The organism is Spirosoma migulaei, assembly GCF_054776855.1.
The window spans coordinates 1-16,005 of record NZ_BAAHBG010000028.1; the positions used below are offsets into that span (position 1 = coordinate 1).

A 16,005-nucleotide genomic window follows, 5' to 3' on the forward strand; every position below is an offset into this window, starting at 1 on the left:
ATGGGATGATCAATACCTAATTAGGATGCTACTCAAGATTTAAATGCGTTTAACCTGGATGTAAGGTGAGACGAATGAATCTACATGTAATGGTTCTTAAATTGGGCGTTTTTTACTCCCTGGCTAAGCCATCGTGTAGTACTACATTTGCTGCTCTCAATGAACAATAACGAATTTGGCACAAAGCCGCACTATAAGCTATTAGATGGACTTCGGGGGGTAGCCGCTATTATCGTAGTATGCTTTCACCTTACCGAGCCGCTTGCCAGCAGTCACCTTGATAATGTTGTCAACCACGGGTACCTGGCTGTTGATTTTTTCTTTCTTCTATCCGGCTTTGTCATTGGGTATGCCTACGACGACCGATGGGACAAATTAACCATCGGCGGCTTTCTTCGGCGCCGGTTCGAGCGGCTGCAACCACTTGTTGTGTTGGGCATGACGCTCGGTGCCCTAGGCTTTTACTGGACCGACTCAACGATTTGGCCGCTTATTCATACGGTTCCGGTATGGAAGCTGATCGTCGTTATGCTGATCGGCTATACTCTTCTACCCGTACCCCTTTCTATGGATATACGCGGCTGGCAAGAAATGCATCCACTCAATAGCGTTGGCTGGTCCTTATTTTTCGAGTATATCGTTAATATTCTGTACGCCCTGGGTTTACGTAAATTATCGAATAAAGCACTGGCTTGTTTGGTCGTACTGGCAGGTGCCGTGCTATTGCAGTTTGCGGTTACTAACCCCAACGGAGACGTTACCGGCGGCTGGACACTCAATGCGGAACACATGCGTATTGGGACAATACGTACCCTATTCCCGTTTTTTGCCGGTCTGCTTTTATCACGGGTAGCGCGACCTGCCTCTATCAAACATGCTTTTGTATGGTGTAGCCTGCTGGTGGCGGCTGTATTGCTTATGCCAAGAATAGGTGGTGCAGACCATCTTTGGATGAATGGGTTGTACGAAGCTTTTTGCATCATTATTGTCTTTCCACTCATTGTCTATATCGGTGCCAGTGGTGTGGTGCACAATCAAACGGAAGATAAAATCTGTACGTTCCTGGGCAATCTTTCGTATCCCTTATACATGACCCATTACGTGCTGGTTTATTTTTACGTGGCCTGGGTCAGCAACCACAAGGGCATTAAGTTATGGCAGGCCTGGCCCTATGCCCTGCTCACCTTTTCAGGCGCTATGGTGTTGGCTTATGGCAGTTTAAGGTTGTACGATGAACCAGTAAGGGCCTGGCTGCGCAAAAAGTTGAAGTAGCGAACAGGAACGTATAGGATTCAAATTCACCCGGCCAATAAGCGTTCCTTCTGTTTTACAAACTCATCTATAACAGTCAAAATGATTCAGCGCGGCTGGCAAGTTGACCGGGATGGAGCCGCGCCAGCGAGACAGCTCTTGTTAGCAGCGGAACTCAGACCGCTACTCAGAAAGCGCTGTTGCGGTTACCCCAAACTCCTTTTTAAACGCAAAGGAAAAATGCGATAGATCTTCGAAGCCCAGATCCTGATAAATCTCGGTGACTTTTTGTCTCTTTTCTTCAATCAGGAAACGGGCTTCCTGCAACCGACGTTTCACCAGCCAACGATTGGGCGTTTCATCAAAGATGGTTTTGAAATCCCTCTTGAAGGCCGACAAACTGCGCCCCGTCAGAAAGGCAAAGCGCTCCAGCGTTACGTTGAATTTATAATTTCGTTGCATAAACGCTTCCAGGTCTACCCGACCGGGAACCCCATAATCAAATAATATACCGGACAAGTCGGGATGTAAAGCCAGCAGGATCAGCAACAATTCCTCTCTTTTCACATCAGAAAACGTGGTGCTGATCGCCCCAGAACCCGTGTAATATGGCTCCAGCGACAACAAAAAGTTGTTGATCAGTTTGTCTTTTTTAAGCCGAATAAAAGCATCCTTAGAGGGGTGCTTCTGAAAGGGTACGGTGTACCTTTTCTGGAAGTTTTTCAAAAAGGATTCATCAAAAAAGAGGATGACTTTTTCGAACTCGTTATCCACTTTCACTTTGTTGTAGCGGGCCAGTCTGTTTTTGCGAACCAGACAGCTTTCACCGGCTTTAAGGATATATTGTTTGTTGCCGTCATACCCGTTCATGATCCCTTTGACCAGAAAGACAAAGAAATGTTCGGCAATGAATTGCTCGGGAGAGAGCGCAGGGCCAATAAAACACGATTTTAGTTCGGTAATTCTCATGACTTGCCTGGAATTTTATATCCTGTACGTCTAAAATGGATTTATCATAGCCTCTGGATACGCAACAAATCATGGCCAGACCTACTTCCCGCATCGTACAGGTCCGGTTCGGTAGCCCCCGTAATGATTAGTCTCATGGTTGTTTAGTTGACAATACCTAATTTGATTAAACTAGTGGCAGTCGCTACAATGGCTTCTTCGGTAGAACGAGGCTTCCAGCCTAATCGGGTAATGGCTTTTTCGCTGCTGGCGCGTTTGACCATGCCTAAATAAGGGATAACCGCTTTCAATTTCGGATTGAATCGGGCCAATAGTTTAATGAGCCAATTCGGCAATTCTCGGGTTGGCACTTTCGCTGCTTTTTGCCCCAGATTTTTCCGCAGCACATTCGCTATGTCCAAAACCGAATACCCTTCTCCGGCAACGGCGATAAAGCGTTGTCCATTTGCCTGAGGCAGGGTCATGGCTTTCAGATGCAAGTCGGCAACATCCCGCACATCCACGTAGCCCGAAATTAGTTTAGGACAGGCTTTTATCTCCCCATTCAGCATTTGTTTAATCGTATGAATGGAATGTGAAAAATCGCTTGACAAAACGGGACCCAACACACCTGTGGGATTGACTACGGCCAGCTCCATACCAGCGCCTTCTTCTTTTATAAACGCCCAGGCAGCTTTTTCAGAAATCGTTTTCGACCGTTGATAAGGCGCCACGCTGTCATTCAGCACCGTCCAGTCTTCCTCCGTGTAGGGCGTAGTTTTTACCGTACCCATACCCACTGCACCAAACGCCGACGTGAGCACCACGCGCTTGACGCCTGCTTTTTTGGCCGCACGCAAAACGAACAGCACGCCGTTTTTTGCCGGAATAACGAAATCGTCATCGGTTTTTGCCTCCGTAAGCGGAGTTGGCGAGGCTACGTGAATCACATACTGGCAACCTATGATTGCTTTTTCCCAGCTCGATTCATTCTCTAAATCGGCTTCGACAAAGGTTAAATCGTCAACTGAGTGAAGTCCCCCTTCTTTCAGCATTTGTTTTACCAGTTCAGCTTTTTTAAGTGAGCGCAGCGTGGCTCTTACGTTATACCCATTCCTGAGCAAGGCGATGATGCAATAGGACGCAATAAATCCCGAACCTCCCGAGACCAATACAGTTTGTTTATTCTCCATTTCCGAATTGAACTATTGATCGTGCAAAGTTCAAGTAGGAAATGCGATTAGGGTTTGTTTAAAAGTCCAAACTAGTTTGTTGAGAAAGCCAATTATTTCGAAAGAAGTGCTTATGATGCAGGGGTATAATCATAACATCACCTGACTACAGAGCGCCATTTGCAGTTTGATACCTTCTCACAAAATCAGCCCCAAAGTGAGCCGAAAGAATCTTCATAATCTGCTTCTTCAATCGGGTGTTTCAAGAACCAGCTATACCCATTATTTCTGATCCGCTATCTTTTTGAAGTCGGTAATAGTCGTTCCATCATACCGATATACGCCATCATAGGCCCCAAACCAAATACGGCCATCAGTAGCTTCTAAAATCCCAAAAAGGTTTAGTGATTGGGCTATTTCAGTTACAGCTGTTTTTTTATCAGACAAGGACTTTTCGTCATTACGAAAAAGTCCAAACCTTCCAGGAGCAATCTGCGAACTAGTCCAGATGTTTCCTTTCTTATCCTCAAAGACATGAAGAATAGGATTCTGGGTGAATTGGGTAATTGCACCGCTGTCAAAGCGCCAAAGGCCATTCCCACCACCAAGCCATATAGTCCCTTTTCTATCTTCGATTATCGACCAAATATCCCCAAAAGAGGTACCCTTATGGCTGAAAACGGAAAAGGTTTTTCCATCATACACGTAGGTATAGCCCCTGGTGCCAAACCATAATTTTCCTGTTTTGTCTTCAAGAATAGAATTAACGTCATTAGTGGAAAGTCCTCCTTCTATTGTAAAATTTCGAAACGATTTTCCATCGTAGCGGCTTACACCTCCGTTGGTACCGAACCAGATAGTACCGGCTTTATCTTCATAAATAGTAGAAACCTGGTTATTAGCAAGACCCTTCTCTGTTGTAACGTGTTGAAAGGACTTCCCATCGTAATAATAAACACCTGAGCCATACGTACCGAACCAAAAATTTCCGTTTCTATCTTCTACCATCGAAAAGAAGCGGTCTGAACTCAGGTTAGCGGTGATGTTGGTGAACAATTTTCCATCGTATCGAATAATACCTTCGTTTGAAGCAAGCCAAATGTTGCCCTTTCGATCTTGCTTGATGGTACGAACCGAGGTGGTAGGCCCGCAGGAAGTGATTACGTCTTTGGTTTGGGGCTTTATCGTGTCTTTTAGGAGGTCAATTTTGTTTTGTCCGTTACAGGGAGCACAGACAAACACCAACAGCAAAGCACATACGGGTGCGTGTTTCATCCTTAGTTCTTTTTATGGCCTGATTGCTTCACCAAACCTACTCGTTTTTGTGCTGAGCTTTTGTTAAGGGGTTGTTAACGAAATGAAAAACACGCCAGGAGTGCACTATTACTAGCTGACCGCCTATAAGAAGTAACTGACTTTGTGAAATCAATCAACGGCTAAGCCATTTATACCGCCCAGTTACCTATAAGCCCGTTACTTTTGGTTCAGCGAGAGGAGCGTAGTTACTTTAAGCCAACTTAATCCTGAACAGATAGTCCTTTTATGGAGCACCCCTACTCGATCGATTCCCTACAAGCAGCCCATTAGCATATTGATCGATAGACTATTCGGGGTGCAAGTTTCGGCTGGCTTATTTACCTCCAACACGCAAGCGATGGTCACCACGCTCACTGGCGGATTCATCGAAGTCTGTTTCGGCGTCATTCTGTTTTATGACTTTTCGGCCAGGAAAAAGGAGCCGCACCAGTGACCCCATCTGACACGCTCCACCCCTAACCAGATCATAGGATGTCCGGCCTCAACCCGGAAAGTAAACAATCAGATACATAACTATTCCTTCGTCTCAAGTTGGAGCATTTTCATGAGACTCTGTCGGGCTTTGGTAACAGCCACAGCCGGTTAGCCTTGCTAGCCAGAAGTGGACACCAACTATCCGCTTTTTGTTCCTTTTGTCCTTTTAACCAATTCTGTGCTGATCAGACGGCTAGTTTTAGCCATCAATTAATTAAGCTAACAATTTATACTAAAACTGTTACTAATAACCGATGAATAGCTTAGATATCTTGATTTTGGTACTACTGGTACTAACTACGGTCTATACAATAGTCGCTTCTAATCGGGCCAATGGCGTACTCCCCCTCTCAATTAGCTTATTGGCCCTGTTAGTCGTGATTCAATTTTTTTGGAAAGGGTTCTATTGGCAATACATTCCCACCTATTGGCTAATCTGTTTGTTGATACTCATCGTGTATGTTAACTCAGCATTATATCGAAAACTTCAGCACATTAGCTTGGGGGTGTTCCTGGTCGTTGCCTTAATGCCTTGGAGTATTTTTTTGCCGGTTCCTACTTTACCGGAGCCTTTAGGCAAGTATGCCGTTGGCACCCAAGTGTTTCGCTGGGTAGATTCATCAAGAACTGAACAAATAACGGAAGACCCATTTGACAAACGAAATGTCATTGTTCAAGCCTGGTATCCAGCCCAGGGGGACGGAAAAGGTAGCCACTCCCTTTATCTGGATGGGTTGCCTCATTTACCCCCAAAGGTGAGTGTTCTACCGAGCTTTTTATTGGACCACTACGATCAAATTGACATCTATGCGGTAGGGAATGCAACACCACTCAACGCACCGAGAAAATGGCCTGTTGTGCTTTTTCTACCGGGCTATGGAGCCGCGCGCGCGTTTTACACGAGCCTTGTCGTTGGCCTGGCCAGTCATGGCTACGTGGTTCTCAGTATGGATCATCCCTATGAAGCCGCTATTACTCAACTGGCTAATGGTAAACTGGCCACCACCATTGAAAACTTTCAACCGGATGCTCCAGACCGACTTGGCTTTATGAAGAATCGGCTCGACATTCGCGTGGCCGATGTGCAGTTCGTACTCAATCAATTAGAAAATAAAAAATCTTCTGCTACTACCTTCTTTCCTTCACTTGACCTGAATCGGATTGGTATCGCTGGTCATTCCTTAGGGGGTGCCACGGGTGGTGATGCGATGGCTCATGATTCACGAATTAAAGCCGCAGTCAACATCGATGGCACCTTGTACGGGGGATTGCCCAAATCGAGGGGCTCTCGTCCTTTTCTATTGATAGAAAGTAATAAAGGTGAACCAGGTCGTTTCGCCCGATACGAAGCCGGCAATCAATTGTTATTCAAGCAAGTTGGCGGTGGGTATCGCTACGAGCTGGAAGACGCCGATCATTACAGTTTTACGGATGTGCCACTCCTGTTAGCCCCTCCTGCCCGCTTTTTGGCCGGGCACCTCTTCAGCCTTGGTCAAGTCTCGACAAAAACGCATATGGCGACCATCAGCCTATTAGACGCGTTTTTTGATCATACGTTAAGGGGTAATCCGTCCCAGCTTGAGGCCGTTGCCAACCGCTATGCGGGTATTTTGCGGAAACAAGTTGCTCCCTAGGGTTTACTCAAGCGCCAAGCTATACAGGCCTGTTTCATTTCGTTGACCCACTTCCATCCATCGGCTTTGGCTTTAACAAAATACTCAACGTTTAGCGGGCTAAGCGGACGATGTCTGTCTCCCCAATTTTTACTAGCCTGTTTTCGTACTTGCCCGGAAAGTATGAAAATAGGTTGTGTCACGTAAAACGCCCAATTTAAGAAGCAGACACATGTAAACTCGTTCGTCTCATTCGGGAGGGTTTTGTGAGAGCCAGTTGAACCTGAGCAGATTGTTCTCAGCAGCTTCAACGAGTTCAACTAGTTGTTTAATTAACTAGTTGTTTGTCTATTTCCAACTCCTTGCCTCTTTGTGGGTCTTTATGGTGAAACACCAGACAACCTTATACATGCGGCTTTTTAGCAAGGATTCCTTTTGCTTTATTTTACTTTTTTCAGTTGCTTTTTCATGCACTACTGAAAAGGAAGACTGTGGATGTAGTGGCTCAGCATACCGTACCCTTGAGAAATTGCAAGCCAGATACACCGGTGAGGGCACCTTCGTTGTTGCCGATTCAATAACAGGTTTGCTGCGCCTGTATGCTTGTGATGTGGATACTACCTGGGAAGTAAGTAAGGATACAACCCGTTGGAATTACACCATCTCGGGTAATGTTAAAAGAACCTGCCTAGGTCCCCATCCTGAATTAAGACTACCTGCTCCAGGTGGGCCCATCCAGATCACCTATCTCAAAAAGAGGTAAGCACCAGGGCCGCCAAGCTATGAGCCGCCTTACTGGATTGTAGCTTGGCGGCAATTATATATGATTTTGCCTTCCAACAGGTTGCGTCGATCTCATAAAAACTTCCTACTCACGGATGGACAGATTTCAGCAGTTTCCATAAAGAGCCTTTTTGCGAGACTTGTGTGCCAGTGATTTTACAAGAGTATGATGTTGGTCATACTCTTGTAAAACTAGCTCATTTCGTGATAAACTTCCCAAAGTACGGAACGCCACCTCAGTTATATTTTGTCGATTGTAGGATTTAGGTAAACATATTGTAGATTATACAACAGTTTATTTCTTGTCAATTACTCGAATCGCACTGTCAAGACTAGTCGCCAGCACTTTATTTGAGCCATCAACCAAGATAAATTGAGGTACAGAGTAGAGTGCCAACTGCTTGGCGATAGGGCCTGACAAATAATTAAGGTCCGAAACCTGTGGCCAAATTAGGCCATCTTTCGCGATGGCGGTTAGCCAAGCGGCTCGATTATCATCCAGCGAAATACTAATTAACTCAACCTGACTGTGGTCAAGGCGCTGGTATAACTTAACCAAATCTCGACGATTGTGAATCCGGCAAGGTGGACACCAGGAGGCCCAAAAGGCGAGTAAGGTGTAGGGCTTTCCAGAAGGAAGAACGCGTTGGAGCACGCCGTTTGTATCGGGCAAGCTGAAACCATTGAGGGTCTTATTGAGTGCTGTAGCCTCTTCATTCAGCAGTTGCTTTTTTAAGTCTTGGGCATCCTCTGACTCCTGAAGGGCAGTGGAGAGCTTGGCGATCAAATCTCTACTCAAACTAGCTCCTAACGTTCTGGTGTTCATCCTCACCAAGAAAAAGGAATAAGGGGAAGCAGGATGACTAAGTATGTACTGACTGATTAGATCAGCCACCTGTTGGTTCTTTTGGGCTCGACTAAGCGTGGAGGTATTATAGGCATTGATTTGGTCGATATTGGCTAGGTAATCCACGGTTTCGGAGGGACCACTGACCTTAATGGGTTGCAGATACCCCCTATCTATTTTAAAGCTGGCTCGTATGGTGTCATTACTCAGCCATACACCACGTCCCTGTAAGGCTTTATCGGTACCAACTGTGGCAATGTAGGGATGATGGATCTTACCCGTGAAGGTGAATTGCCCCTGATGGATGAGTGTGGTATCGAATCGCCTAATGTCGTGCTGATACAAGGTAGCCTTTTTGGAAGAATCATCTCCGACAATTCGGCCAATCAGTACAAAGCCTTTATTTTGTCCCTGACTAACTAGACTGAGACCGATAAGTAGTAACGTCAAAATAGCTTTCATCAAACCGATAAATCTAAACTAATGAGATCAGTCAAGTTATAATTATTTCGAAGAATTGTTCATGCCGCTAAGAGAGTCTTTCTACAAATAATTTCTTTACAGATTGTTAGTTATAGAACTACCCTTTAATAAATACAAAACGCGATTAATGAGAAGGTTATCGTCATTTTGCACTTTGTCTTAATCCTACCATCTTGAAAATATTCGTGATCGCTTTAAAAGCAATGGGCATTGCTCTGCTCTGCTTGCTGATTGTACCCCTTCTTATTTTTATCTTCTTTCTACTACCCAGCATACCAAGAGTGGATAGTCAGGAACTCGTGCACAGCCAAGCGTTCCAACACCTCCACCAGCTCGTCTATCAGCTCGATCATACCAGGGATATTGTGGTGCAACCCAAGAAGGAGTATATAGTCATTGATAAGTTAGCCATTAATTTGGCTAAGCGAACGTTCGGCAGCGACCGAGAACACGGGATCTACCAATCAGATGAAGCAAGTAGTGAACATAAGTTTTCATCCCTCGACTCGTTACTGGCCCCTCAGCACCTGGATAGTACCCGGGTTTATCAGATCACAGCCGCGATGAAGACAACCCATGTAGTGTACGTAGAAATTACGTATAAAGTCATCACCTACCGTTGGCAGGAAGCCTCCTGGTGGTATGACGAAGAAGGCATATTGTATGAGGAAGATGATATGGCCAATCCCTCCCAGTATAGACTATTTAAAGCGATAGCTCCCCATTTTTACCATTATGCTCGCTGACTAGCTCTGACTAAAATCTAATTACTATTCATATCAGTTAAGAGCCAAATATTGTACTTTCTATAGGGTAGTTTTATAACTAACTTTATGTAATGTGAATTAAAATAGACAGATCGAGTAAAGTCAGACAGGTGCATTGTTGCTAAAATTCTATTTACCCTTTTCTTTCAGTAGGGCAGGTACAAATAATAGACCAGCCTGCCAAGTACGATTCTTGAAACCAAATCGAGCTCCTAAATCCACCGATTTGTATTCGTTCAAAGCTTCGAAATAACTTACTTCCAAACCAATCCACTTGTAGCGATAAGATAGCCGACTAGTGATGCCAAATTCAATTGGTGTCACATTAGGACCATAATTGGCTCGTTCTACACTTTGTCCGAGATAAACATTAGCCTCTGGACCCACAAAAAGACCCAAACCTTTTAGAGGGGTAATACCAATTAGAGGAGTCAAACCTGCGTAGTGAAGTCTTTGATGACCGACTATACTACCATTTTGGTCTTGCAACTCGATGCCCTTCTGCTGATAATTAAGGTCAACCCGATATGCCAGCCAAGACAGTATATTATGATGATAAAAACCGCCTATATAGAAGCTATTTATTGGAGCCACACCGCCTAATCTTGTATCATTACGTGAGCTAGTCAAGTCGGTTGATGCTTTCAGATAGCCGGCTCGAATGCCAAAATAATCTACCTTGGCCGTTGTTTGAGCACGAGATACATGGGCCATTAGTACTAATAGGGTCAGTGCTTGAAAGTATAGATTTTTCATAGTGTTAAGTATAATTCTATTGTTGTATAAGTGCCATTATGTAAATGAAATAAAGAAAGTTTATCTCAGCTAAGTGGCCGAATGATATTCAATAATAAGTACAATTGATGAAGCAAAAATGCGGCACAGACAACAGCGAATTAGTTAGCGGAAGTTACGGCAATAAGGAGTGTCTACCTTCCATTGACCGCCCACTCTATATAAACGATACCTAGAATCATATACCATTCTTTTTCCATTATCTCGGTTACCACCTGAAACTGTACTTCCTCCTTGGTCTTTATCAAACACATGGACCTCTCCATCGGTTGTGGTAACTTTCATCGCTAAAAGAAGCGAATCCCCAACGGGTTGTAGTTGGCCAATTTTATAGGATCTAAAATTACTATAAAAGGCTATCTGGACGGTTTGATTAAGGTCCATGCCGGGTCTAAGCTTGGTAAGCTTTATTTTACAAGAATCAGATAGATAGGTTACAGCTTTAGGGTAATCTTTGTTGATCAAAGCACCATAGTAGTTTTTGAATATACGACGAGCTGAATTACAGCTCATGCTTAGAACTACTATTACCAGTAGCAGCAACTTCGTAGCGAATTGACCCATGAATATAAATGGCTTAGCTAAGCGAAAGCTACACTAGGTGAGGTTATCAGAGAAGCAATTAAGGTCTTTTAACAGAAGAGTATAAATATCAAATTCTGTTGTATAAGTGCCAATATGTTTACCTAAAGCCTACAACCGACAAATTATAACCCAAGTGGCGGATTTTGTACGAAACGGCAAAGCGACCCAAACTCCCAAAAAGAGATTTATTTTGCCCATCTTGTCCTAATACAAACGGGCGTATGTGTTAAGATACAATACATCATTTTAACTATCTTGTTACAATATAAACGAGCGAATATATTGTGACAAAAAACGCCCGTTTATCCAAGACGGCTTAGTGACCTTGCTTGCCAGAGGCTGTGTCTTTTGAGCTACTAAAATCCGCCCGGCGGCCCAGTCGAATGGCCCGGTTGACGTTGTGTTCAAAAGCGACCTATCCCAGAATCAGCCTAAATACCGCAAGGCCCAGACCTACTCCGGCCATATTTAAAAAGATCCGATTTATGAGCAGGTTTAGTAGGACAACTTTACACTATGAGCGGACCCTGGGTTAGGGATCGATTACGGCTTTAATGGACAAGCTTTACCGTCCGGCCTTCGTCTCCGGCACTAACCGTCAGGAAGGGTTTGCCTCGCAGCCAGTCGCCCCGCATTATCTGCTCAACCGGCTCGTTGGTTGCTACATAACCGCCGTGCCGACGGGATACTGTTTTTCCGATTGGCGTAGGGCGCTAACGTAAAACCGTTGGTTTCGTTAGCTTCTTCGCCTGGCGCGTAGAGCGTGGAAGGGATAAACCGATGGCCTTTCGCGTACGAGTCGGCCACACCCACGCCATTCTCGGTTCGAATTATACTTGTTTTGTTGGGCTGTCGCCCAAAGCGACAACAGACAGCTTACAAGTAGAAGGACGTGTTTCATGCCCGGGTGATTAGTTCAGCCTGGTTAAGGCACTGGTGAAATCAATCAGATAGGTCTAACTACTGTGCCAAAGCCTAAAGAAGCCCTTCTGAACCAGTAGCTGGAGTTAGCCCTAACCCGGATCTCCATAAACGGACGAGCGATAGGTTGGTTAACTAAATGCCGCATTAACTTCGGTCAACCTCTCCAAGTGGTCATCAATGGCAAGCGGGTATACAATGGCCCTGTCGCATATGACCGGGCTTTTTTAATGGCACAATACGCTAAGGAGCTGGATCATCAGGCGCTATGGGTCAACCGCCTAACCTTCCCGGTCAAGTAAGGTAATCGGTGCGACTCCCCTACCTGGAAGAAGAATCTCGCCTAAGTCAGCGTAACAAACGTACACTGGACTTCTCAGCAAACGGATTTGGACTTTTCAGAAAAGTCGTGCGAAGGAACGTACTCTAATTTTGCCTTATAAAAATTAACAACTATGGCAAAGACAGTTTTAGTTACAGGCGCTTCGGCAGGAATTGGAAAAGCAACGGCTATTTTACTAGCCCAGAACGGGTACAATGTCTACGGGGCTGCACGCAGGACCGAGAAAATGCACGATCTCAGAAGTTACGGTATCAAGCCAATTGCGTTGGACGTAACTTCTGAGGAAAGTATTGTTAATTGTGTGCAACAAATTACGAAAGAAGCAGGAACGATTGATATTCTGGTCAATAATGCCGGTTTCGGTTCGAGTGGAGCGGTAGAAGATCTATCCATTGATGATGCACGGTATCAGTTAGACGTAAATTTGTTTGGTGCCATGCGGTTGACTCAATTGGTACTACCGAACATGCGGGCAACTAAATGGGGTAAAATTGTGAATATTTCTTCCATAGGCGGCAAAGTTGCTTTTCCGCTGGCCGGTTGGTATCATGCCAGCAAATTTGCACTGGAGGCCTTAAGTGACAGCTTACGAATGGAAGTAAAACAATTCGGAATTGACGTAATTGTCATTGAACCGGGTGGGATAAAATCAGAGTGGGCCGACATTTCCAGTGAAAAAATGACAGCCGTCTCGGGACATACTGCCTATAAAGACATGGTGGACTCTATGCAGAAAGCGACTACGAATCTGGCACTCCCGGAACCAATCGTTATTGCAAAATTGATTAAAGAAGGCATTGAAGCGAAACGCCCTAAAACGCGCTATGTCGGTGGCTATGGCGCAAAACCAATCCTTTTTTTACGAAAAATTTTGTCTGACAATTTGTTTCAGAAGGTGATTTTGAGTCAAACAAACGGCTGATATCCGACGTATATGCAAAAGCAAGCTCAGCAACATATCGTTTTGTACGCCTGTACAAAAGATGAATTCGGACACGATCCTTTTGTGTCCGAGCATTGGCTAGTACTGATTGTTTCGGGCAGTTCAGACCTATTTTCGCAGCAGGGCATTGTTTCACATCCTGCTGGAACACTGGGCTTGATCAGAAAAAATCAGCTGGTAAAAGCGGTGAAGAGGGTTGGCGATACCCACACGTTTTCCTCGATCAGCATTTGTTTAGATCAAAAAACGCTACAGAAATTCAGCACAGACTATGGCGTAGTAGCAGACAGTACGTACATCGGTGAATCGAATGTGATCATGGACGTCGATCCGTTTATGAAAAGCTATTTTGATTCGCTGATGCCGTATTTCGCGCAGCCCGAAAAACTGACCCCAGCCCTCGCGCAGATAAAAACAATGGAAGCCATTGAGTTATTATTGCGCAACGCTCCGCTGAAAAACTTTTTATTCGATTTCAGCGAACCGCATAAACAGGATCTGGAAGCGTACATGAATCGACATTTTTCATACAACGTACCCCTCGCCCAATTTGCGAAACTGACAGGCCGGAGTCTTTCGGCGTTTAAACGCGACTTTGCGATCATCTTTCAATCAACCCCTGAACGATGGCTACAAAAAAGGAAGCTGGAAATGGCCTACTTTCTCATTGCACAAAAAAAGAGAAAACCATCCGACGTTTATTTAGAAACCGGCTTTGAAAATCTTTCTCACTTTTCCATAGCGTTCAAAAAAGAGTATGGCGTAAACCCCTCCGTGTTGTTACGCCACACCAGCGTTACGCCCCCGTCGGCCAACAGCCCATCTACTGCCTAGGGGGATTTACGCCCCGCTTGTGGCCACTTCCGAAGGCGTTTTGCCGAAGGTTTTTTTAAATAAAAATGAGAAATGAGACAAGTCTTCAAAACCTACTTCCAGATAGACAGTGCTTGGTTTCTGATGTTGACGGCTAAGTTGGAAATACGCTTCGTCCAATCGTTTCTTCAGTAACCATCTTCCGGGCGGCATGCCAAAGGTTTTTTTAAAATCCCGTTTAAACGATGAAACGCTTCGTCCGGTCAGGAACGCAAATCGTTCCAGGCTCACATTAAACCGAAAATTTTGCTGCATGTATTCTTCCAAATCAATTTTGTGGGGACTGCTAAAATTGAAAAAGATAGACGCTAATTCGGGTTGTGACCTCAACAAAATTAACAATAGCTCCTCCCGTTTAATATCGGCAAAGGTTTCGTCCAGCTCTGAATCGCTGGTGTAATAGGGTTCCAGCGATTGTATATACTGCTTTATGAATGGATTCTTGTTGACAAACAGGAACGAATCACCGTAGGTTGAGGTGCCTGTCGGGTAAGAATGCCGTTCGGTAAAGCGTTTTAAGAACGGCTCATCCAACGTAATGATGATCTTGACAAACTGGTCATCTTCTTTGAACTTGGTATAGCGAATCAAATGATTTTTCCGGGCGATGAAGCAATCGCCTGATTGCATACTATAGCGCTTTCTTCCGTCATACGCCTTCATCGATCCCTTCAGCAGGACCATAAAGTAATGCTCGGATATAACCTGTTCCGGTGAAATTTCAGGCCCTAAATGGCAGGAATGGATTTGATTGATAGTCAATTTTTTGACGGCTGAAGGTAGCGCACAAATTTACTCCGTAATCTCACTGTCCAGGCTGGCCAAAATAGCCTCTTCTTTACTTCGTGGGTGCCAATCTAACATGTCTTTCGCTTTTTGATTCGACATATCTATGAAATACGTTGGATCAATAGGCTTCAGATCGGCCATCATACCGGCTTGTTGAGGGCGTTCTTTTTTGATAAGCTGGGCCACGTCATAAAAGCTGACCACGCCATCTGAGGTCGCCAAAAAGCGTTGGCCATTGGCTTGGGGTAGCACCATCGCTTTGATATGAATATCGGCCACATCACGCACATCAACCACCCCAAACGTAAATTGGGGGCTATCGGTAACCGTACCGTCAACGAGTGCTTTAATCACTCCTGCATACGAAGCCGGATAAATTCCGCCAATAACAGGGCCAAAAATGCCTACCGGATTGATAACCGTCAGTTCCAACCCCGCTCCCTGATGCGTAATAAAATCCCAGGCCGCTTTTTCAGCGATTGTTTTGGATTTGATGTAGGATTGAACAGGGGCGTTTTCATCGGTCCAGTCGTTCTCCGTAAACGTATGCCCTTTGGGGTCGATACTGTAGCCAATCGCAGCAAACGAAGAGGTCATCACCACTCGTTTGACACCCGCTTTCCGGGCAGCTTTCAAGACTCTCAATGAACCATCACGAGCCGGTATGATGAGATCGTTCTCGTCTTCAGGCTGTACTAATGGAAAAGGGGAGGCTACGTGCAACACATAGGTGCATCCCTGGGCCGCTTCTTCCCAGCCCCCATCAGAGGTCAGGTCGGCTTCCACATAGGACAATTTTTCAAAATCGACAATTCCGGATTCTTTCAGGGCATGAACGATAGCTTCTTTTTTAGCCAACGAGCGCAGTGTCGTTTTAACGGTATATCCTTTTTGGAGCAGCTTCAAAATTGTGTGAATCCCAACAAAACCAGTGCCCCCGGTTACTAATACGGTTTGATTATCCATTGTTTCCTGTTTTTGAATACAGGCCCAAAATTGGGGAATAAACTGGCGGAGAGGTTTGTTGTAAAGGTCAAGTTTTGTTTGTTGTGGAGGTCAACTATCAGCAAGGGGGCACGAAAAGGTTGGTTATGTTTGAGG

At 44.9% G+C, this 16,005-nt stretch carries 14 protein-coding genes; 5 read left to right on the top strand and 9 right to left on the bottom strand.

Translation table 11 applies throughout. From position 1 onward, the window contains the following. Positions 1–159: 159 nt before the first annotated feature. Positions 160–1,272, top strand: a complete 1,113-nt coding sequence (locus ACYVGO_RS28150; RefSeq protein ID WP_460972123.1) for an acyltransferase family protein — start codon at positions 160–162, stop codon at positions 1,270–1,272. A 162-nt stretch (positions 1,273–1,434) separates the two neighbouring features. On the opposite strand, the gene ACYVGO_RS28155 is transcribed toward ACYVGO_RS28150, so the two are convergent. The 3 genes from ACYVGO_RS28155 to ACYVGO_RS28165 all read right to left on the bottom strand — a co-directional run bounded on the left by ACYVGO_RS28155 (position 1,435) and on the right by ACYVGO_RS28165 (position 4,646). After that, positions 1,435–2,220 (bottom strand): helix-turn-helix domain-containing protein, encoded by a 786-nt coding sequence (locus ACYVGO_RS28155; RefSeq protein ID WP_460972124.1) that lies wholly within the window; start codon positions 2,218–2,220, stop codon positions 1,435–1,437. Between the two features lie 143 nt (positions 2,221–2,363). Beyond that, a complete protein-coding gene (locus ACYVGO_RS28160) occupies positions 2,364–3,392 on the bottom strand; it encodes an SDR family oxidoreductase (RefSeq protein WP_460972126.1) in 1,029 nt (342 codons plus the stop codon). A gap of 261 nt (positions 3,393–3,653) precedes the next feature. Continuing rightward, positions 3,654–4,646, bottom strand: coding sequence for a ligand-binding sensor domain-containing protein (locus tag ACYVGO_RS28165; protein ID WP_460972127.1), 993 nt, complete (start codon positions 4,644–4,646; stop codon positions 3,654–3,656). Between the two features lie 770 nt (positions 4,647–5,416). On the opposite strand from ACYVGO_RS28165, the gene ACYVGO_RS28170 reads away from it, so the two are divergent. Then, complete coding sequence (locus ACYVGO_RS28170) at positions 5,417–6,796, top strand: alpha/beta hydrolase family protein (protein WP_460972128.1); 1,380 nt, start codon at positions 5,417–5,419, stop codon at positions 6,794–6,796. Between the two features lie 1,057 nt (positions 6,797–7,853). Here ACYVGO_RS28170 and ACYVGO_RS28175 read toward each other — a convergent pair. After that, positions 7,854–8,867: a thioredoxin-like domain-containing protein gene (locus ACYVGO_RS28175; RefSeq protein WP_460972129.1), complete on the bottom strand. Its 1,014-nt coding sequence runs from the start codon at positions 8,865–8,867 to the stop codon at positions 7,854–7,856. Positions 8,868–9,061: 194 nt separating this feature from the next. Here ACYVGO_RS28175 and ACYVGO_RS28180 point away from each other — a divergent pair, with 194 nt between their 5' ends. Further along, positions 9,062–9,634 (top strand): hypothetical protein, encoded by a 573-nt coding sequence (locus tag ACYVGO_RS28180; RefSeq protein WP_460972130.1) that lies wholly within the window; start codon positions 9,062–9,064, stop codon positions 9,632–9,634. A gap of 150 nt (positions 9,635–9,784) precedes the next feature. On the opposite strand, the gene ACYVGO_RS28185 is transcribed toward ACYVGO_RS28180, so the two are convergent. From ACYVGO_RS28185 to ACYVGO_RS28195, 3 genes are all read right to left on the bottom strand, one after another. Continuing rightward, positions 9,785–10,411, bottom strand: coding sequence for a hypothetical protein (locus ACYVGO_RS28185; RefSeq protein WP_460972131.1), 627 nt, complete (start codon positions 10,409–10,411; stop codon positions 9,785–9,787). Positions 10,412–10,555: 144 nt separating this feature from the next. Further along, positions 10,556–10,963 (bottom strand): hypothetical protein, encoded by a 408-nt coding sequence (locus ACYVGO_RS28190; RefSeq protein WP_460972132.1) that lies wholly within the window; start codon positions 10,961–10,963, stop codon positions 10,556–10,558. 714 nt (positions 10,964–11,677) lie between these two features. Next, positions 11,678–11,842 (bottom strand): hypothetical protein, encoded by a 165-nt coding sequence (locus ACYVGO_RS28195; protein ID WP_460972133.1) that lies wholly within the window; start codon positions 11,840–11,842, stop codon positions 11,678–11,680. A 569-nt stretch (positions 11,843–12,411) separates the two neighbouring features. Between ACYVGO_RS28195 and ACYVGO_RS28200 the strand changes: the two genes are divergently transcribed. Then, positions 12,412–13,221, top strand: coding sequence for an oxidoreductase (locus ACYVGO_RS28200; RefSeq protein WP_460972134.1), 810 nt, complete (start codon positions 12,412–12,414; stop codon positions 13,219–13,221). 12 nt (positions 13,222–13,233) lie between these two features. Beyond that, positions 13,234–14,076, top strand: coding sequence for a helix-turn-helix domain-containing protein (locus tag ACYVGO_RS28205; protein WP_460972135.1), 843 nt, complete (start codon positions 13,234–13,236; stop codon positions 14,074–14,076). A 6-nt stretch (positions 14,077–14,082) separates the two neighbouring features. Here the strand turns inward: ACYVGO_RS28205 and ACYVGO_RS28210 are convergent, their stop codons facing one another. Further along, positions 14,083–14,877, bottom strand: a complete 795-nt coding sequence (locus ACYVGO_RS28210) for a helix-turn-helix domain-containing protein (protein WP_460972136.1) — start codon at positions 14,875–14,877, stop codon at positions 14,083–14,085. Positions 14,878–14,907: 30 nt separating this feature from the next. Beyond that, positions 14,908–15,870: an SDR family oxidoreductase gene (locus ACYVGO_RS28215; protein WP_460972137.1), complete on the bottom strand. Its 963-nt coding sequence runs from the start codon at positions 15,868–15,870 to the stop codon at positions 14,908–14,910. Positions 15,871–16,005: the final 135 nt, after the last annotated feature.

What these genes read in the sequence shown, in the direction of transcription:
- ACYVGO_RS28150 (WP_460972123.1), top strand. Translation starts at nt 160, where the DNA reads ATGAACAATAACGAATTTGGCACAAAGCCGCACTATAAGCTATTAGAT.
- ACYVGO_RS28155 (WP_460972124.1), bottom strand. Translation starts at nt 2,220, where the DNA reads ATGAGAATTACCGAACTAAAATCGTGTTTTATTGGCCCTGCGCTCTCT.
- ACYVGO_RS28160 (WP_460972126.1), bottom strand. Translation starts at nt 3,392, where the DNA reads ATGGAGAATAAACAAACTGTATTGGTCTCGGGAGGTTCGGGATTTATT.
- ACYVGO_RS28165 (WP_460972127.1), bottom strand. Translation starts at nt 4,646, where the DNA reads ATGAAACACGCACCCGTATGTGCTTTGCTGTTGGTGTTTGTCTGTGCT.
- ACYVGO_RS28170 (WP_460972128.1), top strand. Translation starts at nt 5,417, where the DNA reads ATGAATAGCTTAGATATCTTGATTTTGGTACTACTGGTACTAACTACG.
- ACYVGO_RS28175 (WP_460972129.1), bottom strand. Translation starts at nt 8,867, where the DNA reads ATGAAAGCTATTTTGACGTTACTACTTATCGGTCTCAGTCTAGTTAGT.
- ACYVGO_RS28185 (WP_460972131.1), bottom strand. Translation starts at nt 10,411, where the DNA reads ATGAAAAATCTATACTTTCAAGCACTGACCCTATTAGTACTAATGGCC.
- ACYVGO_RS28190 (WP_460972132.1), bottom strand. Translation starts at nt 10,963, where the DNA reads ATGAGCTGTAATTCAGCTCGTCGTATATTCAAAAACTACTATGGTGCT.
- ACYVGO_RS28200 (WP_460972134.1), top strand. Translation starts at nt 12,412, where the DNA reads ATGGCAAAGACAGTTTTAGTTACAGGCGCTTCGGCAGGAATTGGAAAA.
- ACYVGO_RS28205 (WP_460972135.1), top strand. Translation starts at nt 13,234, where the DNA reads ATGCAAAAGCAAGCTCAGCAACATATCGTTTTGTACGCCTGTACAAAA.
- ACYVGO_RS28215 (WP_460972137.1), bottom strand. Translation starts at nt 15,870, where the DNA reads ATGGATAATCAAACCGTATTAGTAACCGGGGGCACTGGTTTTGTTGGG.